The 20,128-nt window shown below is 33.9% G+C and carries 17 protein-coding genes; 14 read left to right on the top strand and 3 right to left on the bottom strand.

Annotation, left to right across the window (positions count from 1 at the left end):
• Positions 1-38: 38 nt before the first annotated feature.
• On the top strand, positions 39-1,484 hold the full coding sequence (locus AC3IPI_RS01390) for an IS1182 family transposase (protein ID WP_489153512.1): 1,446 nt from the start codon (positions 39-41) through the stop codon (positions 1,482-1,484).
• Between the two features lie 213 nt (positions 1,485-1,697).
• On the opposite strand, the gene AC3IPI_RS01385 is transcribed toward AC3IPI_RS01390, so the two are convergent.
• The 3 genes from AC3IPI_RS01385 to AC3IPI_RS01375 form a co-directional block, all read right to left on the bottom strand.
• On the bottom strand, positions 1,698-2,324 hold the full coding sequence (locus AC3IPI_RS01385; RefSeq protein ID WP_489156660.1) for a hypothetical protein: 627 nt from the start codon (positions 2,322-2,324) through the stop codon (positions 1,698-1,700).
• A 127-nt stretch (positions 2,325-2,451) separates the two neighbouring features.
• Complete coding sequence (yihA, locus tag AC3IPI_RS01380; protein ID WP_039114475.1) at positions 2,452-3,072, bottom strand: ribosome biogenesis GTP-binding protein YihA/YsxC; 621 nt, start codon at positions 3,070-3,072, stop codon at positions 2,452-2,454.
• 43 nt (positions 3,073-3,115) lie between these two features.
• Positions 3,116-3,880, bottom strand: a complete 765-nt coding sequence (locus tag AC3IPI_RS01375; RefSeq protein WP_035627608.1) for an alpha/beta fold hydrolase — start codon at positions 3,878-3,880, stop codon at positions 3,116-3,118.
• A 376-nt stretch (positions 3,881-4,256) separates the two neighbouring features.
• Between AC3IPI_RS01375 and AC3IPI_RS01370 the strand changes: the two genes are divergently transcribed.
• From AC3IPI_RS01370 to ftsZ, 13 genes are all read left to right on the top strand, one after another.
• On the top strand, positions 4,257-4,730 hold the full coding sequence (locus tag AC3IPI_RS01370; RefSeq protein WP_035627611.1) for a division/cell wall cluster transcriptional repressor MraZ: 474 nt from the start codon (positions 4,257-4,259) through the stop codon (positions 4,728-4,730).
• The gene (rsmH, locus tag AC3IPI_RS01365) at positions 4,705-5,613 is read left to right on the top strand and encodes a 16S rRNA (cytosine(1402)-N(4))-methyltransferase RsmH (protein ID WP_409417385.1); all 909 of its coding nucleotides are present in this window, start codon (positions 4,705-4,707) and stop codon (positions 5,611-5,613) included. Before AC3IPI_RS01370 ends, rsmH begins: the two co-directional genes overlap by 26 nt.
• 17 nt (positions 5,614-5,630) lie before the next feature.
• Positions 5,631-5,978 carry an FtsL-like putative cell division protein gene (locus AC3IPI_RS01360; protein WP_039114480.1) on the top strand — a complete coding sequence of 116 codons (348 nt, stop codon included), beginning with the start codon at positions 5,631-5,633 and terminating at the stop codon, positions 5,976-5,978.
• Positions 5,969-7,969 carry a penicillin-binding protein gene (locus tag AC3IPI_RS01355; protein ID WP_489156656.1) on the top strand — a complete coding sequence of 667 codons (2,001 nt, stop codon included), beginning with the start codon at positions 5,969-5,971 and terminating at the stop codon, positions 7,967-7,969. Before AC3IPI_RS01360 ends, AC3IPI_RS01355 begins: the two co-directional genes overlap by 10 nt.
• Entirely contained in the window at positions 7,966-9,429 is a 1,464-nt protein-coding gene (locus AC3IPI_RS01350; protein WP_489156654.1) for a UDP-N-acetylmuramoyl-L-alanyl-D-glutamate--2,6-diaminopimelate ligase, read from the top strand. Before AC3IPI_RS01355 ends, AC3IPI_RS01350 begins: the two co-directional genes overlap by 4 nt.
• Before the next feature lie 10 nt (positions 9,430-9,439).
• Positions 9,440-10,672: a phospho-N-acetylmuramoyl-pentapeptide-transferase gene (gene mraY, locus AC3IPI_RS01345; RefSeq protein WP_039114483.1), complete on the top strand. Its 1,233-nt coding sequence runs from the start codon at positions 9,440-9,442 to the stop codon at positions 10,670-10,672.
• Between the two features lies 1 nt (position 10,673).
• Positions 10,674-12,005 carry a UDP-N-acetylmuramoyl-L-alanine--D-glutamate ligase gene (murD, locus tag AC3IPI_RS01340; protein WP_039114485.1) on the top strand — a complete coding sequence of 444 codons (1,332 nt, stop codon included), beginning with the start codon at positions 10,674-10,676 and terminating at the stop codon, positions 12,003-12,005.
• 74 nt (positions 12,006-12,079) lie between these two features.
• Positions 12,080-13,384 (top strand): FtsW/RodA/SpoVE family cell cycle protein, encoded by a 1,305-nt coding sequence (locus AC3IPI_RS01335; RefSeq protein ID WP_039114486.1) that lies wholly within the window; start codon positions 12,080-12,082, stop codon positions 13,382-13,384.
• 53 nt (positions 13,385-13,437) lie between these two features.
• On the top strand, positions 13,438-14,526 hold the full coding sequence (murG, locus tag AC3IPI_RS01330; RefSeq protein WP_039114487.1) for an undecaprenyldiphospho-muramoylpentapeptide beta-N-acetylglucosaminyltransferase: 1,089 nt from the start codon (positions 13,438-13,440) through the stop codon (positions 14,524-14,526).
• A 68-nt stretch (positions 14,527-14,594) separates the two neighbouring features.
• Entirely contained in the window at positions 14,595-15,944 is a 1,350-nt protein-coding gene (gene murC, locus AC3IPI_RS01325) for a UDP-N-acetylmuramate--L-alanine ligase (RefSeq protein ID WP_323488746.1), read from the top strand.
• Entirely contained in the window at positions 15,931-16,653 is a 723-nt protein-coding gene (locus AC3IPI_RS01320) for a cell division protein FtsQ/DivIB (protein ID WP_489156650.1), read from the top strand. The genes murC and AC3IPI_RS01320 overlap by 14 nt, the downstream gene beginning before the upstream one ends.
• A gap of 6 nt (positions 16,654-16,659) precedes the next feature.
• Positions 16,660-18,042: a cell division protein FtsA gene (gene ftsA / locus AC3IPI_RS01315; protein WP_039118455.1), complete on the top strand. Its 1,383-nt coding sequence runs from the start codon at positions 16,660-16,662 to the stop codon at positions 18,040-18,042.
• Positions 18,043-18,093: 51 nt separating this feature from the next.
• Positions 18,094-20,052, top strand: a complete 1,959-nt coding sequence (ftsZ, locus tag AC3IPI_RS01310; RefSeq protein ID WP_489156648.1) for a cell division protein FtsZ — start codon at positions 18,094-18,096, stop codon at positions 20,050-20,052.
• Positions 20,053-20,128 lie beyond the last annotated feature (76 nt).

The following is a 20,128-nucleotide window of genomic DNA, read 5'->3' as shown; positions in this document are numbered from 1 at the left end:
TTTTTGTATCTTTTGAGTGTAATCATAAGGCTTTTTAGATGTTAATTCAACAGCAACAAATTCAGTTTAGTCCCTATTCCTCATTATATGATTTAATTGTTCCTCAGGATAATCTCCTTAGAAAAATCAACGAACTCATAGACTTCTCATTCATCTACGATGAGTTGCTAAATAAATATTGCATCACTAATGGTCGCACAGCAGAAAGCCCAGTGCGTATGTTTAAGTATTTACTTCTAAAAACAATTTATGATGTCTCGGATGTTGATGTAGTAGAACGTTCACGTTTTGATATGTCTTTTAAGTATTTCTTAGAAATGACACCAGAGGAGAGTGTTATTAATCCAAGTTCTTTAACGAAATTTCGTAAACTTCGCCTGAAGGATACGGACTTATTAAATCTACTCATTGGTAAAACAGTATCTATAGCCGTCGAAAAGGGAATCATCAGATCCAGGTCTATTATAGTTGATGCTACACACACTTTATCAAGATCAAATCCATTTGCAGCAATTGATGTATTAAGAGAGCGCTCTAAACTTCTACGAAGAACAGTATATTTATTTGATGACCAATTCAAAGAGCATATGCCCGAGAAGAACAATACCAATGAATTGGAAAAAGAATTAGCCTATTGTAAAGAACTGGAGCAGCGCATAGAAAAAGAAGAATCTTTGAGTTCTATACCTGCTGTAAAAGAAAAGCTAAATCTGCTTAAAGAAACTATAGAAGATACTCAGGAAAATTTTATCTTATCAAAAGATATAGATGCTAAAACAGGTCATAAATCCGCAGATAGCTCTTTCTTTGGATACAAGACTCATTTAGCGATGACCGAAGAGCGAATCATCACAGCGGCTGTAGTTACCTCAGGAGAGAAAGCAGATGGTCCAGAGTTACCAAAACTCTTAGAGATTAGTCAGCAAAACGGAATTGATGTAAATACCATTATTGGTGATGGAGCTTATTCAGGAACAGAAAATCTCAAGCGAGCAAACGGGAAAAATATTAGAGTTGTAGCTAAGTTAAATGTTTCAGTAGCAAATGGGACAAGAAAAGAGGAAGATAAATTTCAATATAATAAAGATGCCGATAGAATGGTTTGTCCTGCAGGACATATGGCTATACGAAAAGCTAGACAGGGCAAAAAAAATGTTGGGAAAAATCAAACATATACCTACTATTTCGATGTCGAAAAATGCAAATCTTGTTCTTTAAAACAGGGGTGTTATAAAGGGGCAAAAACAAAAACCTACTGTGTAAGGATAAAATCAGACTTACACCAAGAACAAATCGCCTTTCAAGAAACGGATTATTTCAAAGAAAAAGCAAAACATCGATACAAAATAGAGGCTAAAAATAGTGAGTTAAAAAACGTACATGGCTATGATAGAGCAATATCGTACGGCATTGCCAATATGCAAATGCAAGGAGCAATGGCTATTTTTACAGTCAACTTAAAAAGAATACTGAAATTAATGTAAGAAATTTATAAAATAAGTATGCCTACACAAAATGCCCCCTATAAATCAAAAATCGATTCATATAGCTGCAAATAAAAAACAGATATAAAACGAAAAACGCTTACAACGGATATTTTTAAATCCTGTTATAAGCGTTTTTTCATTGTCTAAAAACAATCCCAATCAAAATAAGGGATGTTTTTCAGTGCCCTCGCCGCGGCGAATGGGATTTTTTTATTTAACAGAGGCTTTGTTTAGATTCTTAAATATTCGTTTTAAGGATCCAACCATTAATTTGTCTGAGCTTCTGTAGAATGTTATGTTGTCTATAAGTTTATCTGACTTTTCTGTTTCCCACATAGATTTAGTTTCCTTTTTGTGAGCTGTACCTACCACTTTTTGTGAGAAAATAATTTCCTGTAAGTTTAAGTCATATATCTCTAGGGTTACAGCGCTTTCGTTTTTGCCTAAATCATTTTCGTCTTGATAAAGTTCAACGGAAGAGAAGTCGCTTTTGTTTTTTGTGGAAACAATATTAATAAAGAAATCAAAACCAGTTCCGTCTTTAAGTTCTTTTAATTTTGTTTTGTTGGGATCTAAATGAATTTTTCTGGTAATTAGTAATCCATTTACGTCATTGATATAAGATATTCGTTCGCCTAAATTTTTCTTGAAATAGTCTAGAGTTTCAGCGGTTAATTTGTCTCTAGAGTTTTTTGGACAATCTAATTCGTTTAACAGCCATTTTCCAGATGTAAAGTCAACGCCAGTTTTTGGTCCAGGCATAGTAACATACGATGATGATTCGCATGATGAAAATATAAACAGAAAAATGAGTGGTATAAACTTTAAGCTTTTCATAACTATATATTGATTGGTTTCAAATGTAGTTTAAAAAAATATTTTTTTTAAAGATTTTAACTACAAAATAGAAAATCCCAAAACCGATTAAGTTTTGGGATTTTTTATTTTATCTGAAAAGGATATTTTAAAACTGACTGTTGTTTTTGAATACCTCTTGGTTTACTTCGTCAATGTATTTTAAAACATCATCTTTACCAGTAGCTTCTGTTGCCGATGTTACAAAATAATGAGGCATTTCGGCCCAGTTATTAGCAAACATTTTCTTTTTGTAAGCTGCGATATGAGAATCGATTTTTACTTTACTGATTTTATCTGCTTTGGTGAAAATGATACAAAACGGAATTTCACTTTCTCCCATGTACGACATAAATTCAATGTCGATGGTTTGAGCTTCGTGACGAATATCGATTAATACGAAAGCGCAAACTAATTGTTCGCGAGTTTCAAAATAATCAGTAATGAACTGTTGGAAAACAGATTTTGTTTTTTTAGAAACTTTAGCGTAACCATATCCTGGTAAATCGACAAGGAACCAATTGTTATTAATCAGGAAATGATTTATCAATTGTGTTTTTCCAGGGCGACCAGAAGTTTTTGCTAAGTTTTTATGATTGGTCAACATGTTGATCAAAGAAGACTTTCCTACGTTTGATCTTCCTATAAAAGCATATTCTGGCAAGAAGTCCTTAGGACATTTGCTTACATCAGAATTACTAATTATAAATTCGGCGGTATTTATTTTCATATCTATACTATTTCTAAAACCTCCTCAAATTCGAAAGCGTTTATTATAAATTGGTTTTTTGCAACCATTCTTCAAGAATTTTGTTAAACTCTTCTGGATGTTCCATCATGGCAGCATGTCCACATTTGTCTATCCAATATAAAGAAGAGTTAGGAAGTAATTTGTTAAACTCTTCGGCTACGTCCGGTGGAGTTACTTTGTCGTTTTTACCCCAAATGATACAAGTTTCAACTTGCATTTTAGGTAAATCTTTTGCCATGTTATGGCGAATAGCGCTTTTTGCTATAGTAAGCGTTTTTATTAATTTTATTCGATCGTTTACCGAAGCGTAAACTTCATCGATAAGTTCGGGAGTTGCAATTTTTGGGTCATAAAATACATCTTCAGCTTTTCTTCTTATGTATTCGTAATCTCCTCTTTTTGGGTAACTGTCGCCCATTGCACTTTCGTAAAGACCAGAACTTCCTGTTATAACAAGCCCAATTACTTTTTCAGGGTATAATTTGGTATGGTATAAAGCAATATGTCCACCTAATGAATTCCCTAGTAAAATAACTTTATCGAATCCTTTGAAGGTGATAAAGTCCTTAACATATTTGGCAAAACTTTTTACGTTGGTTTTTAGTATGCTTTGTGTGTATATCGGTAAGTCAGGTATTACTATTTTATATCCTCTATTTGAAAAATATTCGGCTACGGCATCGAAGTTACTAAGTCCTCCCATGAGTCCATGTAAAATAACAATAGGTGTCCCTTCTCCAGCTTCATAATAGCTGTATCTGCCTTCTTTTTTGTAATGTTTATCCATCTAACTAAATACCGATTTCAATTTGGACAAATATAGGGTTTAATACATAAATATGGATTTTTGAAAACATTTTTTAACTAGATAATTTTAGTAGAAGAAATAAAAGGCTAAAAATCAGTTGCTAGTTGTTTTAATTTTTTTCTTTTTTCTAAAGAAAATTAGCAAAAACAGATTGGAATTTTATGACAATATCATTTCATTTTTTGTTATGTAGAACCATTCTTACAAACTATTTTAAAATGGCTAACGATCTGACTCTGCATAATTTAAGGCTTTTGGGATAAAAGTGGTTAAACTTATCAACAAAGTGGTATATAGTGGTAAATTGTGGTAATATTTTTTATATTTTTGCTGTGTAACATAACCATACATTTTTTTGAACACAATTGTCGGGACATATGAGTGTAAAGTCGATGCAAAAGGGAGGCTGCTAATGCCAGCTCCTTTAAAAAAGCAGTTGGCGACCTCTCTTCAAAACGGATTTGTTTTGAAGCGTTCCGTTTTTCAGACCTGTCTGGAATTGTATCCAATGGAAGAATGGGATTTGATGATGCAGAAAATTAATAAACTGAATCGTTTTGTAAAGAAAAACAATGATTTTATCAGAAGGTTTACCGCTGGAGTTAAGATTGTTGAGATTGATGCATTAGGACGTTTATTGGTTCCGAAAGATTTAATGACATTTTCTGGTATTTCAAAAGACGTGGTGTTTTCATCTGCGGTAAATATTGTTGAAATATGGGATAAAGAGTTATACGAAAAATCAATTAGCGGCGAAGATATGGATTTTGCAGATTTAGCCGAAGAAGTAATGGGAAATATAAATGACGACGACAATGGAATATCATAATCCGGTTTTGCTTCATCCGACAGTAGATGGCTTAAATATTAAGCCCGACGGCATTTATGTAGATGTGACGTTTGGTGGTGGGGGACATTCAAAAGAGATTTTAAACAGGCTAGGGCCAAACGGAAAATTATTTGCTTTTGATCAAGACGAAGATGCTTTGGCAAATGCTTTGCCTGACGAAAGGTTTACTTTGATAAATGAGAATTTTAGATTTATAAAAAGGTTCTTGCGTTTTCATGGTGTAAGAGGAGTAGATGGAATTTTGGCAGACTTAGGTGTTTCATCACACCAGTTTGATGTTGCTGAAAGAGGATTTTCTACTCGTTTTGATGCTGATTTGGATATGAGAATGAGTCAGAAGAATGATTTGAACGCATATCGTGTGGTAAATGAATACGACGAGCAGGATTTACGCCGAGTTTTTCTGGATTATGGAGAATTGAAAAATGCACCAGTTTTGTCAAGAACAATTGTAGAGGCGAGAGAGCACAGACCAATCAAAACTACAGATGAATTAAAAGAAGTTTTGGCGAAATATTTACCAGAAAGAGTTAAAAATAAAATATTAGCTCAGATTTATCAGGCTATTCGTATTGAGGTAAATCAGGAAATGGATGTATTGAAAGAGTTCATCGAGCAATCGTTGGAGATTTTAAACCCAGGCGGAAGATTAAGTGTTATTTCTTATCACTCATTAGAAGACAGATTGGTAAAGCGTTTTATTAAAAACGGAATGTTTGAGGGAGAGCCAGAACGTGATTTTTATGGAAACTTCACAGTTCCATTTAAGACTATCGGAAAGCTAATAGTTCCAGATGATGCAGAGATTAAAATTAACAATAGGGCTAGAAGTGCAAAGCTAAGAATAGCTGAAAAAATATAGTACTATAATAAGGTATAATGAAACACGGAGTATTTGACATATTAAAAGCAAGATTTCTTATAAATGATGACGCTATTAAAAATTGGCGTTTTATCGTTTTTATCATTTTGCTAGCAATAATAATGATTGCAAATACACAACGATACGAACAAAAGGTTTTTGAAATTGCAAAATTGAATAATGAAGTAAAGGAATTGCGATCGGAGTTTGTAGACAGACGTTCGGAATTGATGAAGTTAAAGATGGAATCGACAGTATCGGAAAAAATGCTTGCTAAAGAAATTTATCCATCAACAGTTCCGCCAATTAAGATTGAAGTGAAGAAAGAAAAAGAAAAAAGCTTTTTTAAACGCATATGGCAGTAGACGATAAAAATATATCCTACAGAATTTATCTGGTAGCAGTTTTCATCTTTTTGATGGCAATTGGTATTGTCGTAAAGTTAACCAACATTCAGTGGGTTGAGGGGGATTATTACAGGAAATTAGCCAAGCAACGTACTGTAAAAAACTTCGTTATTCCTGCAAATAAAGGGAATATTTATTCTGCCGATGGAAGTCTTTTGGCAACCTCTATTCCTAATTACGAAATTAGATTTGATGCTGTTACACCAAAAACTGAAGTATTCGAGAAAAATGTAAAATTGCTTTCGGATTCTTTGTCTTTTGTTTTAGGAAGACCAAGTGGTTATTATCAAAATGAATTAAGAAAGGCAAGAGCCAATAAAAACAGATATTTTTTGATAGCTCGAAAATTGAGTTATACAGATTATATGAAAATAAAAGGGTTCCCATTATTTAATTTGGGAGCTTATAAAGGTGGGATTATCGTAGAGCAAGAAACGGTAAGAGAGCATCCTATCGGGAAAATTGCCGAACGTACTATTGGTTATGACAAAGGTGGTGTGAACGGAGAATCGATGGGTAAAGGAATCGAATGGGCTTTTAGAAAATACCTGAATGGAAAGGATGGTAAAATTCTAAAACAAAAAATTGCAAAAGGGCAGTGGAAACCTATTCGTGATGTAAACGAGGTAGACCCTCAAGATGGTTATGATGTAATATCGACAATAGATGTTTTTATTCAGGATATTGCGCATCATGCATTGTTAAAACAAGTAGAAGATTACCAAGCAGATCATGGTTGTGTGGTAGTAATGGAAACAGAAACCGGACATGTTAAAGCAATTTCTAATTTAGGAAGAGCAGATGATGGTTCTTATTATGAAACAACAAATTATGCTATAGCCGAATCTCATGAGCCGGGATCAACTTTTAAACTAGTTGATTTAATGGCAATTTTAGAAGATAAAGTAGCGGATACCAGTACTGTTTATGACACTAATGGCGGAACAATAAAGTATTATGGTCGTTCTGTTAATGATTCGCATAGAGGGGGGTATGGTAAAGTTTCATTAGCTAGAGGGTTTGAACTTTCGTCAAATACAGTAATGGCTCAGGCAGTTTATGATAATTATAAGAGTAACCCATCCAAATTTGTAAATCATATTAACGGATACGGATTAAATAAAAGATTGGGATTGCCTTTTGAAGGAGAAGGAAGACCATATATTCCACAACCAGGAGACAAGCATTGGTCGGGAGTTTCATTGCCATGGATGGCTTTTGGATATGGAGTTTCGGTAACGCCATTGCAAACGTTGACTTATTATAATTCGGTTGCAAATAATGGAGTAATGGTTAAGCCACAATTTGTTTCGGAGATAAAAGAATGGAATAGAACGATTAAGAAATTTGATGTCGAAGTTTTAAATCCTAAAGTGTGTTCGCAAGAAACAGTTAAGAAGCTAAAAGCTGTTTTGGCAAACGTGGTTAAAAAAGGAACTGGGTCTAAGTTGTATTCGAAAGATTTTTCGATGGCAGGAAAAACAGGAACGGTTAAGGTGAATTACGGAAAAGGTGACAAAGGAAATTTTTATTACGCTTCTTCGTTTGTAGGGTATTTTCCAGCAGATCATCCTAAATATTCTTGTATTGTAGTCGTTCATAAACCAAATACATCTAAGAATAATTATTACGGAGCCGATGTTGCAGGGCCTGTTTTTAAAAGAATAGCACAAAAGATATTTACAGATGCACCATCTGCAAATACGATTAAAAAAATAGACGGTAAGATACCAAAACAAGAGAACAATTATAACGCATATTATACCCAGGTACAAAAGAAACAGTCTATTCCAGATGTAAAAGGAATGGCGGGAATGGATGCAATTGCTTTGCTTGAAAATTTAGGTCTTAAAGTAAAAGTTAACGGAATAGGAAAAGTGAAAAATCAATCACTTCAGGCAGGGCAGAATATAGCCAAAAACACAATTATAGTATTAGAATTATCGTGAATATATTAAAAGACATATTATACAAAGTAGCTATTGAATCGGTAACGGGTTCAACAGATATTGCTATTCATAAAATAGATTTCGATTCTAGAAAAATAGAAGCGAATGATGTTTTTGTTGCCATTAGAGGATCACTTTCTGATGGACATGATTATATCCAAAAAGCAATTGAGCTTGGTGCAACGGCTATTATTTGCGATACATTACCAGAGGTTTTAGCAAAAGAAGTTACTTATATCAAGGTTAAAGATACCAATTCGGCTTTGGCTTTTATGGCAGCTAATTATTTTGATAACCCATCAGAAAAAATAAAATTAGTTGGTATTACAGGAACAAACGGAAAAACTACGATTGCTTCATTGTTGTATCAATTATTTAAAAAAGCTGGATTTAAAGTAGGTTTGTTATCTACAGTAAAAATATTAGTTGATGAGACGGAATATAAAGCAACTCATACAACACCAGATTCTATTACAATCAATCATTATTTAAATGAAATGATTGAAGCTGGAGTAACGTATTGTTTTATGGAAGTGAGTTCACACGGAATTCATCAAAAACGTACTGAAGCATTGCATTTTGTGGGTGGGATTTTTACAAATTTATCACATGATCATTTGGATTATCATCCAACTTTTGCAGAATATAGAGATGTAAAAAAGTCGTTTTTTGATTCATTACCAAAAACAGCATTTGCATTATCAAATATTGATGATAAAAATGGGCCTGTAATGTTACAAAATACAGTTGCTAAAAAACGCACCTATGCTTTAAAATCGTATGCGGATTATAAAGCGCAAATTTTAGAAAACCAATTATCAGGATTGTTATTAAAAATTAATGATAATGAGGTTTGGGTAAAATTAATAGGAACATTTAATGCTTATAATTTATTAGCTATCTACGGAACAGCTATTGAATTAGGGATTGATAGCCTTGAGGCTTTACGTTTATTATCGGATTTAGAAAGTGTTTCTGGGCGTTTTCAATTTATCGTTTCAGATTCTAATATTACAGCGATTGTAGATTACGCACACACACCAGATGCGTTAGAAAACGTATTGAAAACCATAAATGATATTCGTACTAAAAATGAGCAATTAATTACGGTTGTAGGTTGTGGAGGAAATAGAGATAAAACCAAGCGTCCGATTATGGCACAAATTGGTTCAGAACTAAGTGATAAAGCAATATTTACATCGGACAACCCTAGAAATGAAGATCCAGAAACTATAATTAGTGAAATGGAAAAAGGTGTTGAACCTCAAAATTATAAAAAAACATTGGCAATTACAGATCGAAAACAAGCTATAAAAACAGCTTGTCAACTAGCTCAGCCTAACGATATTATTTTAATAGCAGGTAAAGGACACGAAACGTACCAAGAAGTAAATGGAGTACGTCATGATTTTGATGACATGAAGATAGTTAAGGAAATTTTAGCACAACTAAACAAATAAAACCAGATATATGCTATACTATTTATTTGAATATTTAGACAAAACATTAGATGTGCCAGGAACAGGAGTTTTTCAGTACATCACATTTAGATCGGCTTTAGCTTTCTTGCTTTCGTTGCTTTTATCAACAATCTACGGAAAGAGAATTATCAATTTCCTTAGGAATCAACAAGTAGGAGAAACTGTTCGTGAGCTTGGACTTGCTGGTCAAAATGAAAAAGCTGGTACACCAACAATGGGAGGTTTAATTATCATATTTGCTACCCTTGTACCTGTTTTGTTATTTGCTAAACTGCATAATATTTATATCGTATTACTAATTGTAACCACACTTTGGATGGGAGTAATTGGTTTTGTAGATGATTATATCAAGATTTTCAAAAAAGATAAACAAGGACTTAAAGGAATTTTTAAGGTTATTGGTCAGGTAGGTTTAGGTTTAATCGTAGGGTCTGTACTTTATTTTAGCCCAAATGTTACCGTAAGAACCGATACTGGTAATAGTGATATTTATAGAGTACAATCAACAACTAGTGTTATAGTTCCTGCATTAATCGAAGAGAAATCGACCGTTACAACTATTCCCTTCTTTAAAAATAATGAATTTGATTACGCCGAATTATTGGCTTGGACAGGCGAAGGATATGAAAAATGGGCTTGGTTAATTTTTATCCCAGTTGTAATTTTTATTATCACAGCAGTTTCTAATGGAGCTAATTTAACCGATGGAATAGATGGTCTTGCAGCGGGAACCTCGGCAGTGTCCGTCCTCGCGCTCGGGATATTTACGTTTCTTTCCGGGAATATTATTTTTTCGAATTACCTCAATATAATGTATATCCCCAATTCGGGAGAAATGACCGTTTTTATATCCGCCTTCGTAGGTGCATTAATTGGTTTTCTATGGTATAATTCATATCCCGCATCTGTTTTTATGGGAGATACAGGAAGTTTAACAATAGGAGGTATTATAGCTGTTTTGGCAATTGCGGTTCGTAAAGAAATGCTGATTGTTTTGTTCTGTGGTATTTTCTTGGCAGAAAGTGCCTCGGTAATTATCCAGGTGGCTTATTTTAAATATACAAAAAAGCGTTTTGGCGAAGGACGAAGGATTTTCCTGATGTCGCCATTGCATCATCATTACCAGAAAAAAGGGTATCATGAAAGTAAAATTGTAACCCGTTTTTGGATTGTTGCAATCATGTTAGCCATATTGTCTATCGTAACATTAAAACTAAGATAATATGAGGTTAGTTGTTTTAGGTGGTGGAGAAAGCGGTGTTGGTACTGCTATTCTTGGAAAAAAGAAAGGATATGATGTTTTTGTTTCCGATTATGGAAAGATAAACGAGAGTTATAAAGAAGTTCTTATCATTAACGGAATTGCCTGGGAAGAAGGAAAGCATACCGAAGAATTGATTTTGAATGCCGATGTCGTCATGAAAAGTCCTGGTATTCCTGAAAAATCACCTATAGTTAAGAAGCTTATAGAAAAAGGAATTAAAGTAATCTCCGAAATTGAGTTTGCAAAACCTTTTACTGAAGCCTTAACAGTTGGAATTACCGGAAGTAATGGTAAGACAACAACAACAATGTTAACCTATCATTTGCTAAAGTCGGCAGGATTAAACGTAGGATTGGGAGGTAATATCGGAAAGAGTTTTGCATGGCAGGTAGCCGAAAACAAATTTGATTTTTACGTGCTTGAGCTAAGCAGTTTTCAATTGGACGGGATTATAGATTACAGGCCAGATATTGCGATTATAACCAATATTAGTCCAGATCATTTAGATAGATATGATTATAAGTATGAAAATTACATTAACTCGAAGTTTCGGGTAACGATGAATCAGACAGAAAGTGATTATCTTATTTATGATGGCGATGATGAAGCATCCGCCGAATGGCTTAAAAATAACACGACAAAAGCAAAACTAATTCCTTTTTCATTGACAGAAGAATTCAATGAAGGAGCATTTATAAAAAACAACAAAATGGAAATCAAGATTAACCAAGAAGAGTTTACAATGGATACTGAGTACATTGCTTTAGAAGGAAAACATAATTTGAAAAACGCAATGGCAGCAAGTTCAGTAGCTAAGTTGATGCAAATCAGAAACGCAACAATTCGTGAGAGTTTATCTAATTTTCAAGGCGTTGAACACCGCTTAGAAAAAGTTCTGAAAATTCAGAATGTACAATATATTAATGATTCAAAAGCAACAAACGTAAACGCTACATTCTTTGCTTTGGATAGTATGAATGCTCCAACAGTTTGGATTGTTGGTGGTGTTGACAAAGGAAATGATTATAACGAATTAATGTCATTGGTTCGTGAGAAAGTAAAAGCTATTATTTGTCTTGGAGTTGATAACCGAAAAATTATCGATGCTTTTGGAAATGTAGTTGATATTATGGTTGAAGTTAATAATATGAACGACGCTGTAAAAACAGCACAACGCTTAACCGAAAAAGGTGATGCAGTATTATTGTCTCCAGCTTGTGCAAGTTTTGATTTATTCGAAAACTACGAAGACAGAGGAAAGCAATTTAAGCAAGCGGTTCACAACCTATAAAAAGTTTAAGGTTTAATGTTTAAGGTTGAACAACTTTGAACATTAAACAAAAATAACTTTAAACAAAATTGAAGATGAAAGAGCTAGTAAACAAATTAAAAGGAGATAGAGTAATATGGTCATTCGTGGCTTTATTGGCTTTGTTTTCGTTTATGCCTGTTTTTAGTGCGAGTAGTAATTTGGCCTATTTAGGTCATGGAACAGGAAATACACTAGGGTATTTGGTAAAACATTTGGCTCATATTTGTATTGGTTTTTTAATTATTTACTGGGTACACAAAGTACCGTACCATTATTTTAGAGCAATTTCTAAAGTTGCCTTGCCAGTAGTTTGGCTTTTGTTAGCCTATACACTTTTAAAAGGAACCGTTATTGCTGGTGCAAATGCGAGTCGATGGATACAGGTTCCGTTTATCGGGATTACGTTCCAGACATCTACATTAGCATCGATGGTGTTGTTTATTTTTGTGGCACGTTATTTATCGAAAACAAGAGATGAAGATGAACCTTTTCAGACCTCGTTGATACAGCTTTGGATGCCGGTTTTTGTTACGCTGATGCTTATTTTGCCAGCGAATTTCTCGACAACAGCGCTTATCTTTTCGATGGTATTAATGCTTACGTTTATTGGTAAATATCCCTTAAAATATATAGGATTAATTATAGGTTCGGGAGTTGTAATGTTTTTGTTCTTTCTTCTTTTAGCGAAAGCGTTTCCTGAATCCCGCTTTTTTAGTAGGGTAGGAACATGGGGAAGTCGAATCGAGAATTTTACGACTGATAAACCAGATGAAGATGATTATCAGATAGAGAAAGCAAAAATTGCAATTGCATCTGGGAAATTAGGAGGTTTAGGGCCTGGGAAAAGTGTTCAGAAGAACTTTTTGCCACAATCATCTTCCGATTTTATTTATGCAATTATTGTAGAAGAATACGGTTTAATAGGAGGATTAACAATCTTGTGTTTGTATTTATTACTGATGTTCCGATTTGTAATCGCATCGCATAAAGCCAATACATTATTCGGGAAATTAGTCGTCGTCGGGCTCGGATTCCCTATGATATTTCAGGCGATGATTAATATGGCTGTTGCGGTCGAATTATTGCCAGTAACAGGACAAACGTTGCCACTTATTAGTAGTGGAGGTAGTTCGATTTGGATGACATGTTTTGCACTTGGAATCATTATTAGCGTTACCAAAAAAGACGAAGAAATTGAAGAAGAGCTGAAAGAAAAGGAAAAAAGAGAAGAAGCGCTTAAGAAATTAATCGATAAACAATTAGAAGAAGAGAATGAAGTAGGGAGTGATCAAGAAGTAGCAGCAGCATATTCTATAGAAGACAATGCAAAGAATCCAATGGAAGCTGTTATGAGGTAGTTAGAGTAAAAAGAGAATATAATAATTTTTAAAATGTAGTAACATTTAAAAATATGACAAAATATAAATTCATATTAAGCGGTGGTGGAACAGGAGGACATATTTATCCTGCAATCGCAATTGCGAATGAATTAAAATTACAATATCCTGATGCTGAATTTCTTTTTGTTGGTGCAAAAGACAAAATGGAAATGCAGAAAGTACCACAAGCGGGATATGAAATAAAAGGTCTTTGGATTGCTGGGTTACAACGAAAATTAACTTTACAGAATGCCATGTTTCCTTTTAAGTTAATGAGTAGTTTATTGCAATCAAGAAAAATAATAAAAGCATTTAAACCAAATGTAGTTATCGGTACAGGAGGTTTTGCGAGTGGGCCATTATTAAAAATGGCAGGTTCGGCAGGAATTCCAACAGTTATCCAAGAACAAAACTCATTTCCGGGAATTACAAATAAGTTGCTTAGCAAAAAAGCGAATGCAATTTGTGTAGCTTATAAAAACTTAGAGCGTTTTTTTCCTGCAGATAAAATTGTTTTAACTGGTAATCCTGTTCGTCAGGATTTAATTGATATTGATAGCAAAAGAGACGAAGCAATTGCATTTTACAATTTAGATGCAAATAAAAAAACATTGTTGGTTCTTGGCGGAAGCCTTGGTGCTCGAAGAGTGAATCAATTAATAGAAAAAGAATTACCAAATATGCTTTCGCAAAATGTTCAGGTAATCTGGCAATGTGGGAAATTATATTTTGAAGATTATAAAAAATACAATCAGCCAAATGTAAAAGTGGTTGATTTTATAGAGCGAATGGATTTTGTTTATGCAGCTGCCGATGTAATTATTTCAAGAGCAGGAGCGTCATCAGTTTCGGAATTATGTATAGTTGGAAAGCCAGTTATTTTTATTCCGTCACCGAATGTTGCCGAAGATCATCAAACAAAAAACGCACAAGCTATTGTAGATCAGAAGGGTGCGATTTTGTTAAAAGAATCTGAGTTAAATAGCGAGTTTAGCATTGTTTTTGAAGCGTTGTTGAAGGATGAAGAGAAGCAAAAACAGCTTAGAGAGAATATAAAAAGATTGGCAATGCCAGGTGCAACAAAAGCGATTGTTGCAGAAATTATAAAGTTGATTAAGTAAAAAAATAGTCATAAAGTTGAGAGTCTAAGTTTTAAAGCTTAGTGCTTAAAGCTTAAAGCAAAAAAGAAATGAATTTAAACCAAATACAGAACGTCTATTTTATAGGAATTGGAGGCATCGGAATGAGTGCTCTGGCTCGTTATTTCAAGAACATTGGAAAACAAGTTTCAGGGTATGACAAGACACCTTCAATGCTTACAAGTGAACTTATCGAAAGTGGGATTAATATTCATTTTGAAGATAATATCAGTTTAATTCCAAGTGATTATTTTGTAGAAAATACACTAGTAATTATAACGCCAGCAGTTCCAACTAAACATTCGGAGTGGAATTACTTTTTAGAAAGAAATTATCAGGTTAAGAAAAGAGCCGAAGTTCTAGGAATCATTACTCAGGGTACTTTTAGTTTTGCTGTAGCAGGTACGCATGGTAAAACAACAACATCTAGTATTTTAGGACATATTCTTTACGAAAGTGGAGCCGATGTTACTGCTTTTGTAGGTGGAATTGTTGAGAATTATAATTCGAATTTAATAGGAAACGGAAAAACGGTTACTGTTGTCGAAGCAGATGAATTTGATCGTTCGTTCTTGCATTTACACCCAAATATCGCTTGTATCACATCTATGGATGCAGATCATTTGGATATTTACGGAACAAGTGAGGCTATTGAAGAATCTTTTGTAGAATTTGCTTCAAAAGTTGAAGATAAAAATAATCTTTTTATAACCAAAGAATTGCCTCTGGAGGGAGTTCAATGTGCTATAAATGAAGATGCTCCGTTTAAAGCGTTTAATGTAAGAATTGCTAAAGGGAGCTATATTTTTGATGTGCAAACGCCATCAGAAACAATTAAAGATTTGCATTTTGGTTTGCCAGGAAAGCATAATTTAATGAATGCGTTAATGGCTATTGCAATGGCAAAAACATACGGAACATCAACCAATGCAATTGCAAAAGCTTTGGCTTCATTTAAAGGAATAAGAAGACGTTTTTCTTATCAGATAAAAACAGATAATCTGGTTTATATAGATGATTATGCACATCATCCGACAGAGATAAATGCAGTTAATCAAGCGGTTAGAGAATTGTATCCGGGACAAAAAGTACTGGCTATATTTCAGCCACATTTATTTAGCAGAACAAGAGATTTTGTCGATGGTTTTGCCAAAAGTTTATCAGCATTTGATGAAGTGATTTTATTAGATATTTATCCAGCAAGAGAATTGCCGATGGAAGGAATTACATCGCAATGGTTAATGGATAAAATGAGTAATTCTAACAGGAAAATAGTTGCTAAAAATGATTTATTAGCATCAATTAAGGCTAGCGATGCAACCATAATTGTGACTATTGGAGCGGGTGATTTAGGAGAATTAGTACCGTCAATTAAAAATATTTTAAATGAAACTAATTAATTGGATAAATCTTCGTTTGGTACTCATGTTCGGAGTCGTTATTGTTTTATTTTCGTTTACTTCTCATAGAAATGGAGAGCGAAAATTAAAGAAATCGACTGTTGTTTTTGTAGGGGAAAACGCTATTTTTGTTAAGCTGGAGGCGGTTAATAAATTGTTAATAGAAAATGAAAAAGATGCTTCTAGCATTAAAAAAGAAGGGTTAGATTTGAATAAGATAGAGAAAGCCCTTAATACGCAAGAGATGATTGAAAAATCAGATGTATTTGTGAGTATTGATGGTATTCTAAAAGCAGTAGTAAAACAGAAGACGCCGATAGCCCGCATTATGAACGGGAATGAGTCGTTTTATATTGATTACGAGGGTAGTAAAATGCCTTTGTCGGATAATTTTACAGCTAGAGTTCCTCTTGTTTCGGGGAACTTAAATGAGAAAAATAACGAAGAATTAGCTACATTATTCCGCATGATTTTTGACGATGCTTTTTTGAAAAAAAATATCATTGCGATTCAAATTATGCCTAATGGTAGCTTGAAAATGCTTAACAGAAATTTTAATTACGAGATAGATTTTGGCAGAACAATAAATGTTGAGCGAAAATTTAATAATTATAAAGCCTTTTTTCAAAAGGCAGTTTTGGATAGCTCGTTATACAAATACAAAAGGATAGATCTTAGGTTTACGGAACAAGTAGTTTGCACAAAATAATAGATAATGGGAAAAGATAATATTGCAGTAGGTCTAGATATTGGTACAACCAAAATTGTTGCCATGATAGGTAAGAAGAATGAATATGGTAAGCTTGAGATCCTGGGAATAGGAAAATCAAAAAGCTTAGGTGTTGCGAGAGGTGTTGTAAACAATATTACTCAAACAATACAATCTATTCAGCAAGCGATACATGAAGCGGAGAATAATTCGGGTTACAAGATTAAAGATGTAGTTGTAGGTATAGCAGGACAGCATATTCGCAGTATTCAGCATACAGACTATATTAGCAGAACCAATCCTGAAGAGGTAATTGGCGAGAATGACATCCAGCTTTTAATAGACCAGGTGAATAAACTGGCGATGTTACCAGGTGAAGAAATAATTCATGTTTTACCACAGGAATTTAAAATTGATGGACAATCGGAGATTAAAGAACCGATTGGAATGTACGGAGGAAGATTAGAATCTAGTTTTCACGTTGTAGTTGGACAAGCTTCATCTATAAGAAACGTTGGAAGATGTATTCAGAGTTCAGGAATAGAATTGTCAGGCTTAACATTAGAGCCATTGGCTTCTGCAGATGCAGTATTGAGTCAGGAAGAAAAAGAAGCAGGAGTAGCACTTATTGATATAGGTGGCGGTACAACAGATTTAGCGATTTTTAAAGACGGAATCATTCGTCATACGGCTGTAATTCCTTTTGGAGGAAATGTAATTACAGATGATATAAAAGAAGGTTGTTCGATTATTGAGAAACAAGCTGAATTATTGAAAATTAAATTTGGATCTGCATGGCCAGGTGAAAACAAAGACAATGAAATTGTTTCGATTCCGGGATTAAGAGGAAGAGAGCCAAAAGAAATTTCTTTGAAGAATTTATCAAAAATAATCCATGCTCGTGTAGTCGAAATTGTAGATCAGGTTTTTACAGAAGTAAAAGCTTATGGACATGAAGATCCTCGTAAAAAATTAATTGCAGGAATTGTTCTTACAGGTGGTGGAGCTCAACTAAAACACATTAAGCAATTAGTAGAGTACATTACAGGAATGGATACCAGAATTGGTTATCCAAATGAGCATTTGGCAGGAAATTCTAACGAAGAAATCTCAAGTCCGTTATACGCTACAGCTGTTGGTTTAGTAATGAACAGCATTGAAAATAGAACTCAAAGTGCCGTAAGATTGGATGTTATAGAACAACCAAAGGCACCAGTACATAGAGCTCCGGTACAACAGCAACACTATGAGGTTGAAGAATCTTATGTGGAAACTGTTGAAGAAGTGAAGAAAGTAGTTAAGGAAGAATCGACTGAAACAAAAATAAGAAGATCCTTTTTTGACCGCTATGTCGATAAAATCAAAGATTTTTTAGACAACGCTGAATAAGCGATTTGAAATAATACAAGAATTAATATTTAATATCAAAAAACCAAAAATATGATGGGCAACTCAGAATTTGGAAGCATTTCATTTGATTTACCAAAGAATCAATCAAATGTAATAAAAGTTATCGGTGTAGGAGGTGGAGGTAGTAATGCCATAAACCATATGTTTAAACAAGGAATTAAAGGAGTAGATTTTATCGTTTGTAATACAGATTCACAAGCGCTACAAAATAGTTCCGTGCCTAATAAAATTCAGTTAGGGGTTAACTTGACAGAAGGTTTAGGAGCAGGTGCCAATCCAGATGTAGGACAGCAGTCGGCTATTGAAAGTATTGCAGACATCGAGAAGATGTTGGATCGCAATACCAAGATGGTATTTATTACTGCAGGAATGGGTGGAGGTACCGGTACAGGTGCTGCGCCAGTAATTGCACAATTATCCAAGGAAAGAGAGATTCTTACAGTTGGAATCGTTACTATTCCGTTTCTTTTTGAAGGTAAAGTACGTCAGGAGCAAGCGCTTTTGGGTATTGAAAAGTTACGTAAGCAAGTCGATTCATTAATTGTAATTAATAATAATAAGTTAAGAGAAGTATACGGAAATCTTGGTTTTAAAGCAGGATTCTCTAAAGCTGATGAAGTTTTGGCAACAGCCTCTAGAGGTATTGCTGAAGTTATTACGCATCACTATACTCAGAATATCGATTTACGTGACGCTAAAACAGTATTGTCTAATAGTGGAACTGCTATAATGGGATCATCTACTGCATCTGGAGAAAACAGAGCAAAAGATGCTATTATTTCGGCATTAGATTCTCCATTGTTAAATGACAATAAAATTACGGGAGCTAAAAACGTATTGTTGCTTATCGTTTCAGGTTCTAACGAGATTACTCTTGATGAAATTGGAGAGATCAATGATCATATCCAGGTAGAAGCAGGTTTTAACGCTAATATAATTATGGGGGTTGGTGAAGACGAAACTCTTGGTGATGCTATTGCGGTTACAATTATTGCGACTGGTTTTGATGTTGAACAACAAAATGAAATCGTAAATACAGAGCCTAAAAAAATTATCCATACGCTAGAAGATGAGCAAAGAAGTGTTCATAATTTAACGAATAAAACAGTTACTTCTTTTGATTTGAATGCTGAAACACCTTCAACACCAAAACCAGAAGAAAAAATAGTTTTTGAATTAATCGATGATACTCCTGCACCTACAGCAGTTGCACCGATTGTTCAAACTCCAGTGATTAACGAAGATGAATTAGTTGTAATGTCTGAATTTATTAAAAATTTAGATGTGACTTTTGAAATCGTTTCTCCAATTACAGATATTGATTTTACTATTTCAGCTCCTGAAGTTGCCCCTGTAAGAGCTGTTCAACATAGAATCGTAGAAAAAGAAGAGCAAACTACTTTTTCTTTTGACTTGCCTCTTTTTAGAACTGAGCCAGAAGTTAAAGCTCCACCAGTAGTAGAAGATACAAGAGTTTTATTTGAATTATCAAATGAAACACGTGATATTAAAGTAAATCAGCCAGTTCAGTTTGTTCCAGTTACAGAACTTTCAGATAAAGGTATTATCAAATATTCTTTGGAAGAGTATATGGAGCTTGAAAATGATTTTACTTCATCTAAACCTGTTGAAAAGGTAATTGAAGAAGTTATTCCAGAAGAGCTTAATATTACAGTTCACCAAAGAGCGGTTACTCCGGAAACTAATTTTTCTGCAGAGGTATCTCCGATGGAATTAACTATCGAAGAAACATTACGTTTGAGAGCTGACGAAAGAAGAAAGAAATTAAAAGAATTTAATTATAAGTTCCATAATAACGTTTCTAGAGTTGAAGAACTAGAGAAAGAGCCAGCCTATAAAAGATTAGGTATTGATCTTTCTAACAGTTCACAGAACAACACAAATTCTAGAATCTCTGTAGGAACAGATAGTAATAATGATTTACAGTTGCGTTCTAACAATTCATTTTTGCACGACAACGTAGATTAATACGATAAAATCAAAATGAGGTAACCCGAAAATTGAATTTAATTTTCGGGTTATTTTTTTTATCTTCGCACAGAAT

The sequence above is a fragment of the Flavobacterium sp. GL_143 genome, from assembly GCF_057834355.1.
The sequence above is the reverse complement of the archived record's forward strand: the minus strand, read 5'-3'. Positions and strand labels throughout refer to the sequence as shown.